Genomic DNA, 13,204 nt, shown 5'->3' with positions numbered 1-13,204 from the left:
GGGGGTCAGGCCGCGCCGTCCTTCCGTCCGCCGGTGTCCTTGTCGTCGTCGACGATCTCCGCGTCCACGACCCCGTCGTCGTCCTGCGGTGAGGTGTCCGGTCCGGTGTCCTCGGTGGGGCCCGTCGAGGTCTGCGCGTACATCGCCTGGCCCATCTTCTGGCTGACCGAGGCGAGTTTCTCGACGCCGGCGCGGAGTTCGGCCGTTTCGGTGGACTCCCGCTCCAGCAGCTGCTTCAGCTCCGTGACGGCGGACTCGACCTCGCGCTGGGTGTCGTCGGGCACCTTGTCGCCGTTGTCCCGCAGGAACCGCTCGGTCTGGTAGACGAGTTGCTCGGCCTGGTTGCGGGTCTCGGCGGCCTCCCGGCGCTTGCGGTCCTCCTCGGCGTACTGCTCGGCGTCCCGCATCATACGGTCGATGTCGTCCTTGGGCAGGGCCGAGCCGCCGGTGACGGTCATCTTCTGCTCACGGCCCGTGGCGAGGTCCTTGGCGGACACATGCATGATCCCGTTGGCGTCGATGTCGAAGGCCACCTCGATCTGCGGGACGCCGCGCGGGGCCGGGGGGAGGCCGGTGAGATCGAAGACGCCGAGCTTCTTGTTGTAGGCGGCGATCTCGCGTTCGCCCTGGTAGACCTGGATGCCGACCGAGGGCTGGTTGTCCGTGGCGGTGGTGAAGATCTCCGAACGCCGGGTGGGGATCGTGGTGTTGCGCTCGATCAGCTTGGTCATGATGCCGCCCTTGGTCTCGATGCCCAGGGACAGCGGGGTGACGTCGAGGAGCAGCACGTCCTTGACGTCGCCGCGCAGGACGCCCGCCTGGAGGGCGGCGCCGAGAGCTACCACCTCGTCGGGGTTGACGCCCTTGTGCGGCTCCTTGCCGGTGAGTTCGCGGACCAGGTCGGTGACGGCGGGCATCCGGGTGGAGCCGCCGACGAGGATGACGTGGTCGATGTCGGAGAGTTTCACACCGGCGTCCTTGACGGCCTGGTGGAAGGGCTTCTTGCAGCGTTCCAGCAGGTCCTCGGTGAGCTCCTGGAACTGGGCGCGGGTGAGTTTCTCGTCGAGGTGCAGGGGGCCCTCGGAGGATGCCGTGATGTAGGGCAGGTTGATGGTGGTCTCCGTGGAGGAGGACAGCTCGATCTTCGCCTTCTCGGCGGCCTCCCGCAGCCGCTGCACGGCCATCCTGTCCTGCGTCAGGTCGACGCCGTACTGCCCCTTGAAGCGCTTGGCGAGGTACTCGACGACGCGCTCGTCCCAGTCGTCGCCGCCGAGGTGGGTGTCGCCGTTGGTGGCCTTCACCTCGATGACGCCCTCGCCGATGTCGAGCAGCGACACGTCGAAGGTGCCGCCGCCCAGGTCGAACACGAGGACGGTCTGGTCGTTCTCCTTGTCCAGGCCGTAGGCGAGGGCGGCCGCCGTGGGCTCGTTGATGATCCTCAGCACCTTGAGGCCGGCGATCTCCCCGGCCTCCTTGGTGGCCTGCCGCTGGGTGTCGTCGAAGTACGCCGGTACGGTGATGACGGCGTCGCTGACGTCCTCGCCGAGGTACGCCTCGGCGTCCCGGCGCAGTTTCTGCAGCACCCGGGCGGACAGTTCCTGCGCCCGGTAGCGGGTGCCGTCGATGGAGCCCTCGGCGGGGAACCGCCACTGCGGGTCGCCCATGTACCGCTTGACCGAGCGGGCGGTGCGGTCGATGTTCGTCACGGCCTGCCGTTTGGCGACCTCGCCGACCAGCACCTCGCCGTTCTTGGCGAAGGCCACGACGGAAGGGGTGGTGCGCGCCCCCTCCGCGTTGGGGATGACGGTGGGCTCACCGCCCTCCAGCACGGCCACCACCGAGTTCGTGGTTCCCAGGTCGATTCCGACGGCACGTCCCATCGCTGTCCCCTTCCGCCAGGGCACCTCTCCGGAATTCCAGCACAAAACTTGAGCGCCCTGTTGTCAATAGTGTGAACCGGTAGTTGTCAACGGCGGGTGTGGGCGTCCGTGTGCCCGCGCAGTTCCAGCGCGCGCCGGGGACGGTCGGTGATCAGCACGTCCACCCGCGGGTCACCGAGGAAGTTCCGCAGCGCCCCGTCCTCGTTGACCGTCCACACCATGGTGAACAGTCTGTTACGGCCAGCCTCGCGCAGCACGGTGGCGCGGGCCAGACGCTGGTGCACGGCCACCCCATGGGCGCCGCAGGCGCGGACCCGGCGCATGGGGAGCAGTTCGCTGAGCCGGGTGGCCACCAGCCGGCGCCGGTCGATGTCCCTGCCGTCGCGGCCGAGGGACAGGACGGTGCGCACCCGCGGGTGGGCGGCGGTGATGGCGGCGACGGAGCGGTCCTCGAGGGTGGTGGCGACGAAGCCGTCCTCGCCGAGGAGGGCGACCGCGCGGCCGATCAGCTCCCGCTCGTGGCCGGTCTCCTTCAGGTCGAGATGCCCCACGAGCCTCCCGGCGATCAGCTCCATGACCTCCTCCACGCGGGGCACCCGGAATCCGGCGCGTGCGTTCAGTTCGGCGTGGGTGAGCGTGGACAGGTGCGGGCCGGTGGGGCCCACCCGGGGGTCGTGGTGGACGACGAACACGCCGTCGGCCGTGCGCCGGACATCGAACTCGACGTACTCCGCGCCGGACGCGAGCGCGTCCTCGTACGCCTCCCAGGTGGCCGGGCCGGCGCGCTCGGAGCCTCCCCGGTGGGCGGAGACGGCGGGTCGTGGCGTCATGGTGGTCGCTCCCGGAGGCGTGACGTGCCGCAGGCCGCCCCCGGGGAGCGGCCTGCGGTGGCTCGACGCGGCGAGCGGGTCAGGCGAGCTTGGCCGTCAGGGTGATGTTCGTGCCCTTCAGCGCCTGGCTGACCGGGCAGTTCACCTTGGCGTCCTCGGCGGCGGCGACGAAAGCGGCCTCGTCCAGGCCGGGGACGGTGCCCTGGACGGTGAGGTGGATGCCGGTGATGCCCTCGCCCGGCACGAAGGTGACGTCGGCGGAGGTGGTCAGCTTGGCCGGCGGGTTGCCGGCCTTGTCGAGAACGTTGGAGAGGGCCATCGAGAAGCAGCTGGAGTGCGCGGCGGCGATCAGCTCCTCGGGGCTGGTTTTCCCGCTCGGCTCCTCGGCACGCGACGCCCAGGTGACCGGCTGCTCGGGGATGCTGCCGGAGGAGTCGAAGGCGACGACCCCGCTGCCCTTGAAGAGACTGCCTTCCCAAACGGTGTGTGCGGAGCGCGTGGTTGCCATGACGCATCCTTTCGAAAATGTCCGGCCGTGTGTCCGGCGGTGCTCGGTCCGGGCCCCTTGTCATCGGGTGCCCCGCCCCATCCGATCACATCCCGGCTCGGCTGACCCGGAAGACGGGCCCTCCGCGGCGAACGGTCCGCTCAGGCGGCGCGCTTGCGGTCCGGGGCCACGGCCGATTGCGCCTCGTCGGACTCCGTCAGCCACCGGCGCAGTACCCGGTGGATCTGCTCGGCGCCGGCCAGGTCCGCGCCGTCGGCGACCGGTGGGGACAGCATGAGGGGGGACAGCAGGAAGGGGCGGGCCTGGGCGCCGCCGAGGCCGCCGTGGGAGCCGATCTGCTCCTCGAAGGCGAGCACCTCGCCGTCCGCGGGGTCGTGGAAGGAGTTGACCATGATGTCGGCGGTGTGCGGGAAGGTGTGGGTGCGTCGTACGACATCCGCGGCGCCGGGCCCGAAGGCCGCCAGGGGCCCGGGGTTGTCGTCCAGCTCGTCCAGCGGGATCTCCGCGCCGTACGCGCCGAGCACCACCCCGCCGTGGCGTTCGCTGCGCACCAGGAGGAAGCCGATGCCGGGGTGGTTGGCGAGGGTCGGCAGCAGCGCGGGGTGGCGGGCGTCGATCTCCTCCTTGGTCATCCGGTGCGGCACGTCCGGGAAGGAGACCAGCCCCAGGTTGCCGGAGGCGAGCACGACGGGTTCGGAGGCGCGGGAGGGGCGGTAGTGCTCGGCGCCCTCCTCGACGGGCCGGCGCAGCGCCGCCCGGACGGCCGCGCGGGCCTCCGCACCGCTGTGGGTGCGCCCCGCGCGGCGCGGCACGGGCAGTCCGCAGCCGGCCCGCACCAGGTCGCCGAGGGTGAGGCCGTAGCGGAAGCGGAAGGTCTCACCGGGGCTCTGCCCATGGTCGGACAGGACGACGATCCGGTACGGGCGGGGGGCGTGCTCGGCAACCTTCTCGATCAGGGCGAGGGAGCGGTCGAGGCGCTGGAGGACCTTCTCGGTGTCCCGGCTCGCGGGCCCGGAGTGGTGGGCGACCTCGTCGTAGGCCACCAGGTCCGCGTAGACGGCGGTGCGGCCGGCCAGCAGGTCGCCCGTCACGGCGGCGACCACGACGTCCCGTTCGACGACGGTCGCGAAGGCCCGGACGAACGGGTAGAGCCCGCCGCGAGAGACACGCGGACGCTGTCTCCGCATCCGGGCACGGGTGGACTGGCCGATCTCCCGGCCCACCTCGGCGACGAAGGACAGCGCGGTGCGCACGGCGTTGGCGGGGTCGGAGAAGTAGGCGAAGTAGCCCGCGCGGGAGCGGGCGGCCGGGCCGCGGCGGCGGGTCGCTATGGACAGCACCAGGGCCTGCTCCTCGGCGCCGCCGCTGAACAGGTTGCCGCGGCTGGCGCCGTCGTGGGCCAGCAGCCCGGCGTGCCCGGAGTACTCGATGGCGCGGGCCTGGAGTTCGGCGGCGCTGGTGGGCCGGTTGCAGACCATGAGCTCGCGGCGGGCCTTCTCGTACCAGCGGAAGGCCGGGACGTCGTAGTTGCTGCCGTGGAGGATGCCGAGCTGGCTGGCGCCGGTCTGGCTGGACCAGTCGGTACGCCAGAGGGTGAGGCGGTGGCTGGGCCGGTCGCCGGCGGTGCCGGTGCCGAGCCAGCGGGCGATGGTGGGCATCAGCCCCTTGCCCACGGCGTCCAGCAGGACCTCGTGGCCGACGCCGTCGAGCTGCACGAAGAGAGTGCCGGGCGTGCTGGGGCAGGGCGGGGCGGAGCCCCGGCGGCGGTCGGCGAGACGGTACAGCCGGCGGCGGTAGGCGTCGTCGTCGCGTACGGCGAGGGCGCCGCCCGTGGCGGAGGCGACCGCGGACATGACCGCGGCGACCACCACCGCCGTCTCCGGGGCGGCGGCGCCCCGCTCGACGGGGTTGACGTACAGGGCCAGCCAGAGCAGGGCGCCGTTGAGGAAGAACACCAGCACGCCCAGGACGAGCGCCGGTACGAGCAGCAGGAGCCGCACCAGCAGCGGCCAGACGAGCGCGGACAGCACGCCGAAGGCGCCGGCGCCGAGGGCGGCCGTGACGGCGATGTCGGTGGCGCTGTCGCCGTCGGCCGAGCGGAGCCGGAAGTCCGGCAGGATCCCGGCGAGCACCAGCATGGTGAGGGTGGAGACCGCCCACACCGCGACACTCCGCCCGATCTGACTGACGACCCGTCGCCAACGCCCGCCACCCACGCCCCGCACCCCTCACGTCCTGGCCGCTGAGACCCGTATCCACCCTGTCACAACGGGCCGAGCGGGCGTTCCGTCCCCGGCCGCGCGGGCCGTGGGCGGCTCAGCGGCCGTCGTAGCCGGCGGTCGGCATGGACAGCCTGCGGTGCACCCGCGCCTTCATCGCCGCGTCGTACGACGGTTCCGCGCGGCCCACCGTCTCCATGCGCACCCCGCGCCGCGCGCACTCGGCGGTGAACTCCTCCACGGAGGACAGGGCACGCTCCAGTACCCGCAGACTGGGGGCCACGAACAGATCGGTGCCGGGCCGCACGCCCTCCCACAGCATGCAGTGGTCGGGCCGCAGCCCGCGCACGAGCAGTTCCCGGGCCACCACGTATCCCTGCTCGGCGGCCCAGCGGGCGCACATGGCGTGCTGGCTGCGGGAGTCCACCAGGAAGGGATCGGCGTCCAGTTCCTCCAGCGGCGTCAGACTCGCGATCGCCGTCACCCGCACCGGCACAGGCCCCATGGCGTCCCCCCTCACCTCCGGTTTCGCCGCCGACCCTACTCCTGCCCGTAGGCTTCGGGGAGTCGCACGAAGGAGGCGAAGGGGTGCCGGTGGACGTCACGTGGTGGGGTCACGCCACCTGCACGGTCGAGGACTCGCACACGCGGGTGCTCACCGACCCCCTGTTCGCCCGCCGGCTCGCACACCTACGGCGCCGGCGCGGCGCGGTGCCGCCCGCCGAGGCCCGGCACGCGGACGTGGCCCTGGTCTCCCATCTGCACGCCGATCATCTGCACCTGCCGTCCCTGGCCCGGCTCGCGCCGGGCACGCGCCTGTTCGTGCCCCGGGGCGCCGGGCGCGCGGTGCGGGGCTTGCGCCGGCTTACGCATCTCGGGGTGAGCGAGGTGGCGCCCGGTGACGCGATCAAGGTGGGCCGGCTGGTCGTACGAGTCGTGACCGCGCGGCACGACGGGCGCCGGCTGCCGGTCGGGCCGCGCCGCTCCCCCGCCCTCGGATATGTGCTGGAGGGTGAGGCGCGGACGTACTTCGCCGGGGACACCGGGCTGTTCGAGGAGATGGCCGAGGAGGTGGGGCCGGTCGACGTGGCGCTGCTGCCGGTGGGCGGCTGGGGCCCGTGCCTCGGGGAGGGGCATCTGGACGCGGGGCGCGCGGTCGAGGCGCTGGCCCGGCTGGGGGCGCCCAACGCGGTGCCGGTGCACTACGGCACGTACTGGCCGATCGGGATGGACGCGGTGCGCCCGCACGAATTCCACGCGCCGGGCCACGAGTTCGAGCGGATGGCGGCCCGGCACGCCCCCGGGGCGGCCGTGCACCGGCTAGGGCACGGGGAGCGCGTGCGCCTGAAGGTCGCGCGGTGAACCTTCCCGCCGCCCTGGGCGAGGCGACCGGTTCCCTGCCGTCGGTGGCCTCGCCGGCGTTCATACCGGTCGTGGCGCCCGACTCCACCCAGCAGGCGATCGGGTACCCCTCGCTGTTCCTCCTGGTGCTGATCGGCGCGCTGGTGCCGGTGGTGCCGACGGGCGCGCTGGTGAGCTCGGCGACCGTGGTCGCCTTCCACCGGACGGCGCCGTTCTCGATGGCGCTGGTCTTCCTGACCGCGTCGCTGGCCGCGTTCCTCGGGGACGTGGCGCTGTACTGGCTGGGCCGGCGCGGGATGAAGTCGAGCAACGGCTCGCGCTGGCTGGAGGCGATCCGGCAGCGCGCCCCGGAGGACCGGCTGGAGCAGGCGCGGCAGAAGCTGGCCGACCACGGGGTGGCCGTGCTGGTGTTGTCGCGGCTGATGCCGGCCGGGCGGCTGCCGGTGATGCTGGCCTGTCTGGTCGCCGAGTGGCCGCTGCGCCGGTTCGTGCGCGGCAATGCGCCCGCCTGTCTGGCCTGGGCGGCGACGTACCAGTTGATCGGCGTCCTCGGCGGGTCGCTGTTCGCGGAGCCGTGGCAGGGCGTGCTCGCGGCGATCGCGCTGACCGTGCTGATCAGCGCGGCGCCGAGCCTGTGGCGGCGGATGCGGGGGTCGGCGGGGGGATGACGCCGCCCGGGGTCACGTAAGGACCCGGGAGGCGCCCACCGGCAGGTCCCACAGGTCTTCGCGGGGCAGCCCCGCCCGCTCCCAGGCGGCGCGGACGCGGACGAGGGGTTCCAGGACCGGCTCCGCGGAGAGGATGAACGTGCCCCAGTGCATGGGTGCCATGCGGCGCGCACCGAGGTCCTGGGCGGCGCGGACCGCCTCCTCCGGGTCGCAGTGGACGTCGGCCAGCCACCAGCGGGGAGCGTAGGCGCCGATGGGCAGCAGGGTGAGGTCGATGCCCGGATAACGGCGGCCGATGCGGGAGAACCAGTGGCCGTAGCCGGTGTCCCCGGCGAAATGGACCCGGCGGCCCTCCCGGTCGGTGAGCACCCAGCCGCCCCACAGGGAGCGGCACGTGTCGGTGAGGGTGCGCTTGGACCAGTGGTGGGCCGGTACGAAGTCGAACCGCACGCCGTTCAGTTCGGCGGCCTCCCACCAGTCGAGCTCGGTGACCCGGGTGAACCCGCGGCGGTGGAACCAGCGGGCGAGCCCCGCGGGCACGAACACCGGGGTGTCACGCGGGAGCCGGCGCAGGGTGGGGGCGTCGAGGTGGTCGTAGTGGTTGTGGCTGATGACGACCGCGTCCACGCGCGGCAGGGCCTCCCAGGCGACGCCGACGGGCGTGATGCGCGCCGGGGTGCCGAGGATGCGGCGGGACCACACCGGGTCGGTGAGCACGGTGAGCCCTCCGATCCGCAGGACCCAACTGGCGTGTCCCGCCCAGGTGACGGCGACCGTGCGGGCGTCCACGCGGGGCAGCGGGCCGGGCTCGAAGGGCAGCCGGGGGATGTCGGCGAGGCCCTCGGGTGTGGGACGTACGGCGCCCTCGCGGGCGAAGCGGGCGAAGGCTCTGAGGCCGGGCAGCGGGGCCGTCAGCCGGTCGTGGAAGGTGCGCGGCCACACCCGGCGTTCGGCGAGCGGGCGGGGTGCGGCCGGCGGGAGGTGTGGGCCCGCGGAGGGGGTGCCGGAGTCCGGTGCGGTCTCGTCGCGGGCTGTGGTCGTGGTCGTTCTGCTGGTCGACTCGGGGCGCTGCGTCATCAGGGAGACTCCCATCGCCGGGCGTCGTCACGGAGATCGTCGAAGACCGTTGTCAGATGGGTCAACGCGCGTCGCACCTGCGGCAGTTCCAGCGGAGCGGGCGAACGCAGGCACTCAGCGCGCTCTTCAGCGGTGGCGCCCAGCATGGGGGCGGTGGACAGCCGTACGCGCGGCGCGTCGAGTTCGTCGCCGAAACGGTGCCCGCCCGGCGCGGGCATGCCCAGCCGGGCGCCGAGGAAGTCCTCCAGTTCCTGGGCGTCGCCGACGCCGTGCGCGGCGAGCGCGGGCGCCAGGGGTGTGAGGTCGACGTACAGGTGCCGGCCGCAGCGCGGGGGACGGGACAGGGCGCCGGCGGCGACGACGGCGTGGTGCGCGGCGGCGGCGAGGCTCGCGTGCAGGCGTATGCCGGCGGCGACGCGCGCGGTGACCGGTTCGGGCTCGGACAGCGCGTACACCGCGGCGGCGGCGACGGGGGCGGCGACGCGCGCGTCGAGCGCGGTGAGCACGTCGAGCACGCGCGCGTGCAGCGCGTTGCCCTCCTCTCCGGCCGGGAAGCGGGCCACCGCCGCGGGCCAGCCCGGCGGGAGCAGGGCGCCGACCAGGTCGGTGACCACGGTGACCCGGTCGGGCACCATCTCGGCGGGGCTGAGCAGCACGGTGTCGTGCGGGTCGTGCAGGGTGTCGCGCCAGGTCTCGTCGCTGACCAGGTGCAGCCCCTCGGCGACGGCGGCCTCCACGGTCTCGTGCAGCAGCTCGGGCGGGGCCACGGTGGCGGTGGGGTCGTCGGCGACGGAGAGCACCAGCAGACGCGGGTCACCGCCCTCGGCCCGCAGCCGGCGCACGGTCTCCAGCAGTGCGTAGGGATCGGGTACGCCGCCGCTCTCGGCCGGCGTCGGCACAGGGAAGGCGGGCCGGCTCAGCAGCCGGGCGTAGGGGGCCCACCACGCGGCGCAGGGTCTGGGCACCAGGACGTCGCCGCCGATGGCGGCGGTCAGGGCCACCAGCAGGGCGGGGGCACCAGGGGCGACAGCCACCCGGTCGGGGGCGGCGGGAAGTCCGCGCCGGTCGCCGTAGCCGCAGGCGGCCTCCAGCAGGGCGGGGCCGCCGCCGACCGGCTCGGCGCCGGCCCGGGAGGCCGCGGCGGCCAGGACGGCGGACAGTTCGGGCAGGACGGGGAGCCCGTCCTCGGGGTCGGGCGGCCCGAAGCGGACGGGGCCGTGGCCTTCCGGATCCGTCCGCAGCATCGCTACCTCCGCGCAGTCCCTGGCGGGCCGGTGCCCCGGCATCCGCTCGTGCCGCCCCTCGGCCAGTCAGTACCCAGAGTGCCGCGTGCCATGAGTTCCGGCCGGTCGTGCGGCTCACGGCGCGGGCGGTGACGGCCCGGGGAAGGACCCACGGACGTCAGGCGTCCCTCCGGGGTGTGCGGTCCCGGTACAGGCGGTGGGCGGCGGCGCCGAACGCGCCCGCGATGAGCAGACCGCCGGCGGCCAGTGCGGGCACGGAGTCGGTGAAGGCACCGCCCCCGCCGGCGTGGACGCCGTGGTGGGCGGGGGGTGTGGGGTGCGTGGGGTCCGTCGGGTGCGTGGGGTGCGTGGTGGGGGTGGGGGTGCAGTGGGTGCTCTTGGTTGGGGTGGGCTTGGTTGCGGTGGGCTTCGGTTCGACCGGCTTGGGTTTGACCGGCTTGGGCGGGACGGTCGCCGTCGGCTCGGCGGGCTTCGATTCCTTGGCCTTGTAGTCCAGGGCCTTCGAATCGTCTGCCTCGGACCCCGCCGGGGCGGGAATCCCGGCATCCTCCTCGGGAACAGCGTCGGGAACGAGTTCGTCGAGGGCGGTGCCCTCCGGGAGGGCCGCGTCCGGCTCGAGGCCCTCCTCCTCGAGCGTTTCCGTTTCGAGGGTTTCCAGTTCCAGGGCTTCGGATTCCAGAGAGTCTGGTTCCGAAGCGCCGGGTTCCGAAGAGTCGGGTTCCAAAGAGTCGGGTTCCCAAGCGCCGGATTTCGAGGCCTCCGGCTGGGCGGCGCCCGGAGCGGTGCTCTTGCCCGGAGCGGTGCTCTTGCCCGGAGCGGTGCTCTTGCCCGGAGCGGTGCTCTCGGAGGTGTGGCCCTCCCAGGCGTGTTCCCCGGCGTGTCCCCCGGGTGGTTCCGGACAGGGCGAGTGGGAGGCGGTGCCCCACGACGGGCCGCTGCCGGGGGCCGTTCCCGCGGACGCGGCCGGTACGAGCGCGCCGAGGAAGGTTCCGGCGACGGCGGCGAGGGACAGGGCACGGGCGGTGCGGCGCATGGTGCGGGCTCCTTGGGGCGACGGCGGGGGCAGGCTCTCGGTTGCCCCACAGCCATCACAGCCCGCCCGCCGCCGTACCGCGCGCGGCCGGACACCATTGGCGTCACCGGCCCACCCACCCGGGTGAAGCACAGCGCGGGGAGGGCAGGCGCGACGGCACCCCGTAGGCCGGACCGCCCGCGCTACTCCTCGGTGTCGCCCATGACCTCGTCGCGGACCCGGCCGCAGCTGCGGCTGATCAGGCGGGAGACGTGCATCTGCGAGATGCCGAGCTCCTCGGCGATGCCGCTCTGGGTCATGTCGTCGAAGAAGCGCATGTAGAGGATGGCCCGCTCCCGGTCCGGGAGTGCGGCAAGACCGTCCTTGACGGCCTCGCGGTCGACCACGGTGTCCAGCGCCGGGTCGGGCGCTCCGAGGGCGTCGCCCAGCGAGTAGCCGTCGTCGCTGCCGGGCAGTTCGGCGTCGAGGGACAGCGCGCTGAAGCTGTCCAGCGCCTCCTGGCCGGTGCGTACGTCTTCCTCGCTGAGGTGGGCACGCTCGGCGATCTCCGCGACGGTCGGCTGCCGGCCGGGGATGGTCTGGGAGAGGTCCTGGGCGGCGTACCGGACGCGGTTGCGCAGGTCCTGGACCCGGCGCGGTACGTGCAGGGTCCACATGTGGTCGCGGAAGTGCCGCTTGATCTCGCCGGTGATGGTCGGCACGGCGTAGCTCTCGAAGGCGTTGCCGAGCTCGGGCTCGTATCGGTCCACGGCCTTGACCAGGCCCAGCGCGGCGACCTGGCGGAGGTCGTCGAAGCTCTCACCGCGGCTGCGGAAGCGTCCGGCGAGGCGGTCGGCCATGGGCAGCCAGGCCTCGACGATCTCGTCGCGCAGCGCGTCGCGCTCCGGGCCGTCGGGAAGCGCGGCCAGCCTGCGGAAGGCGGCCGCGGTGTCGGGGGCGTCATGGTGCGGATGGTGCTTCGCGGTCGCTGGGGTCGGCATGGTGCCTCGCAACTCCCTCATGGGGTGCTCGGGGACGACGGACAGTCACCGCGGCGAGCGCACTGCGAGGACAGGCGCCCGGAGCGACGTCATGCCGCTGCCACGGGCGTGCCTCCTGTCCGAAGCACTGCCTGTTCCCCTGCCCCCGCTTCACCCTCCCAAACCACCGATCGGGGTCTCCCCGTGCTGTTCCTCCTCGGGCCGGACGGGCGGCAGCAGGAGGTCCTCGTAGCGGCCCAGCATCAGAATCACACCGAGCATCAGGGGTGGGATGACGAGGGCGAGCACCGCCATGGCCGGTCCTTTCCAGGTGGCTCGTGGGGGGCGTGTCCTCCGGGTCTCCCACCGCCCGGGGGCCAAACCCGGACCGTGACGATCCGCCGCCGGATGCCTGTGTTGGCCCGCGCTCCCCGGGTACGCGGTGCGCACCCCGAAGGATCTGGAGGGAGACATGCAGCGAGGCAGTGACCGGCTCAACGTCCACCGTGACGACGAGATGAAGCACGAACTGCAGGGCCTGCTGAGGTCCGGGCACCCCACCCGCACCGAGGAGTGGAACGACCCGGAGCCGTCCGCCGACGACGATCCCGAGGTCGCCTATGGCCCGGTGACGCCCGGCCGCGGCCCGTCGTCACTGGAGTCGGTACGGCTGGAGCTGGCGAAGGTCCTGGGCCGCGGGGTGTTCCCCGCGGGTCCGCGCGAGCTGATACGCGACCTGGACCGACGGCATGCGCCCGACGCCCTCATCGAGGCGCTGGAGCGGCTGCCGCGCGAGGAACGCTACGACAACGTCCAGGAACTCGCCGAGGCGCTGACCCGGTCCCGGGAGACGGAGACAGCGTGACCGGTTCGTCCGGGGTGCCGCGCCGTGGTCGTCCCGCCGGGGCGAGGGCGGCGGCGCCCCGGCGGCCGGGGCCGGACGGAGGGCGGAGGTCATGGCCGAATTCGTCAAGGACGTGATGACCCCGGGCGTGGTCGCCGTGCGCCCGGACGCCTCGCTGGTCGAGGCGGCGCAGCTGATGCGCGCCCAGAACATCGGCGACGTGGTGGTCGCCGACGGTCAGCTGGTCGTCGGCGTACTCACCGACCGCGACATCACCGTACGGGCGGTCGCCGAGGGCGCGGACCCCCTCGGCGTGAGCGTCGGGTCGGTGTGCACGCCGGACCCGTGGACGCTCGCCCCGAACGATCCGGTGTCCGCGGCCGTCGCGCTGATGCGGGAGCACGCCATCCGCCGGATACCCGTCGTCGAGGACGGCTTGCCCGTCGGGCTGGTGAGTCTCGGCGATCTGGCCGAGGCGCGGGATCCCGGATCCGCGCTGGCCGACATCAGCCGTGCCGAGCCGGACACAAGCGGCGTAACCGAACGAGCACAACCGAAACCTGACGAGGGGATGTGAGAT

General features: G+C 73.5%; 14 protein-coding genes. 4 read left to right on the top strand and 10 right to left on the bottom strand.

What is annotated here, in order from left to right:
- Positions 1 to 5 precede the first annotated feature (5 nt).
- From dnaK to AB0L56_RS10155, 5 genes are all read right to left on the bottom strand, one after another.
- Positions 6 to 1,880 (bottom strand): molecular chaperone DnaK, encoded by a 1,875-nt coding sequence (gene dnaK, locus AB0L56_RS10175; RefSeq protein ID WP_365421110.1) that lies wholly within the window; start codon positions 1,878 to 1,880, stop codon positions 6 to 8.
- Positions 1,881 to 1,966: 86 nt separating this feature from the next.
- Entirely contained in the window at positions 1,967 to 2,710 is a 744-nt protein-coding gene (locus AB0L56_RS10170; RefSeq protein ID WP_365421107.1) for a glycerophosphodiester phosphodiesterase family protein, read from the bottom strand.
- A gap of 79 nt (positions 2,711 to 2,789) precedes the next feature.
- Entirely contained in the window at positions 2,790 to 3,218 is a 429-nt protein-coding gene (locus tag AB0L56_RS10165; protein ID WP_365421104.1) for an OsmC family peroxiredoxin, read from the bottom strand.
- 140 nt (positions 3,219 to 3,358) lie between these two features.
- Positions 3,359 to 5,443, bottom strand: coding sequence for a phage holin family protein (locus AB0L56_RS10160; RefSeq protein ID WP_365421101.1), 2,085 nt, complete (start codon positions 5,441 to 5,443; stop codon positions 3,359 to 3,361).
- A 91-nt stretch (positions 5,444 to 5,534) separates the two neighbouring features.
- Complete coding sequence (locus AB0L56_RS10155) at positions 5,535 to 5,942, bottom strand: hypothetical protein (RefSeq protein ID WP_361034751.1); 408 nt, start codon at positions 5,940 to 5,942, stop codon at positions 5,535 to 5,537.
- 83 nt (positions 5,943 to 6,025) lie between these two features.
- Between AB0L56_RS10155 and AB0L56_RS10150 the strand changes: the two genes are divergently transcribed.
- Together AB0L56_RS10150 and AB0L56_RS10145 are read left to right on the top strand one after the other, a co-directional pair.
- The gene (locus tag AB0L56_RS10150; RefSeq protein WP_361034748.1) at positions 6,026 to 6,799 is read left to right on the top strand and encodes an MBL fold metallo-hydrolase; all 774 of its coding nucleotides are present in this window, start codon (positions 6,026 to 6,028) and stop codon (positions 6,797 to 6,799) included.
- A gap of 44 nt (positions 6,800 to 6,843) precedes the next feature.
- Positions 6,844 to 7,467, top strand: coding sequence for a VTT domain-containing protein (locus AB0L56_RS10145; protein WP_361034792.1), 624 nt, complete (start codon positions 6,844 to 6,846; stop codon positions 7,465 to 7,467).
- A 12-nt stretch (positions 7,468 to 7,479) separates the two neighbouring features.
- On the opposite strand, the gene AB0L56_RS10140 is transcribed toward AB0L56_RS10145, so the two are convergent.
- The 5 genes from AB0L56_RS10140 to AB0L56_RS10120 form a co-directional block, all read right to left on the bottom strand.
- On the bottom strand, positions 7,480 to 8,544 hold the full coding sequence (locus tag AB0L56_RS10140) for an MBL fold metallo-hydrolase (RefSeq protein WP_361034744.1): 1,065 nt from the start codon (positions 8,542 to 8,544) through the stop codon (positions 7,480 to 7,482).
- Positions 8,544 to 9,788, bottom strand: coding sequence for an aminotransferase class I/II-fold pyridoxal phosphate-dependent enzyme (locus AB0L56_RS10135; protein WP_361034741.1), 1,245 nt, complete (start codon positions 9,786 to 9,788; stop codon positions 8,544 to 8,546). Before AB0L56_RS10135 ends, AB0L56_RS10140 begins: the two co-directional genes overlap by 1 nt.
- A gap of 157 nt (positions 9,789 to 9,945) precedes the next feature.
- Positions 9,946 to 10,821: a hypothetical protein gene (locus tag AB0L56_RS10130; protein ID WP_365421095.1), complete on the bottom strand. Its 876-nt coding sequence runs from the start codon at positions 10,819 to 10,821 to the stop codon at positions 9,946 to 9,948.
- Positions 10,822 to 11,003: 182 nt separating this feature from the next.
- A complete protein-coding gene (locus tag AB0L56_RS10125) occupies positions 11,004 to 11,801 on the bottom strand; it encodes an RNA polymerase sigma factor SigF (protein ID WP_361034735.1) in 798 nt (265 codons plus the stop codon).
- 150 nt (positions 11,802 to 11,951) lie between these two features.
- Complete coding sequence (locus AB0L56_RS10120) at positions 11,952 to 12,095, bottom strand: hypothetical protein (RefSeq protein ID WP_361034732.1); 144 nt, start codon at positions 12,093 to 12,095, stop codon at positions 11,952 to 11,954.
- Between the two features lie 157 nt (positions 12,096 to 12,252).
- On the opposite strand from AB0L56_RS10120, the gene AB0L56_RS10115 reads away from it, so the two are divergent.
- Both AB0L56_RS10115 and AB0L56_RS10110 read left to right on the top strand, forming a co-directional pair.
- Positions 12,253 to 12,645, top strand: a complete 393-nt coding sequence (locus AB0L56_RS10115) for a DUF2795 domain-containing protein (protein WP_361034729.1) — start codon at positions 12,253 to 12,255, stop codon at positions 12,643 to 12,645.
- Between the two features lie 91 nt (positions 12,646 to 12,736).
- Complete coding sequence (locus AB0L56_RS10110; RefSeq protein WP_365421090.1) at positions 12,737 to 13,201, top strand: CBS domain-containing protein; 465 nt, start codon at positions 12,737 to 12,739, stop codon at positions 13,199 to 13,201.
- Positions 13,202 to 13,204: the final 3 nt, after the last annotated feature.

Origin of the sequence: Streptomyces sp. NPDC052079 (assembly GCF_040680275.1) — a bacterium.
In the GTDB taxonomy this organism is placed as follows: domain Bacteria; phylum Actinomycetota; class Actinomycetes; order Streptomycetales; family Streptomycetaceae; genus Streptomyces.
Note: the sequence above shows the minus strand (reverse complement) of the source record. Positions and strands in the feature narration are given on the sequence as shown.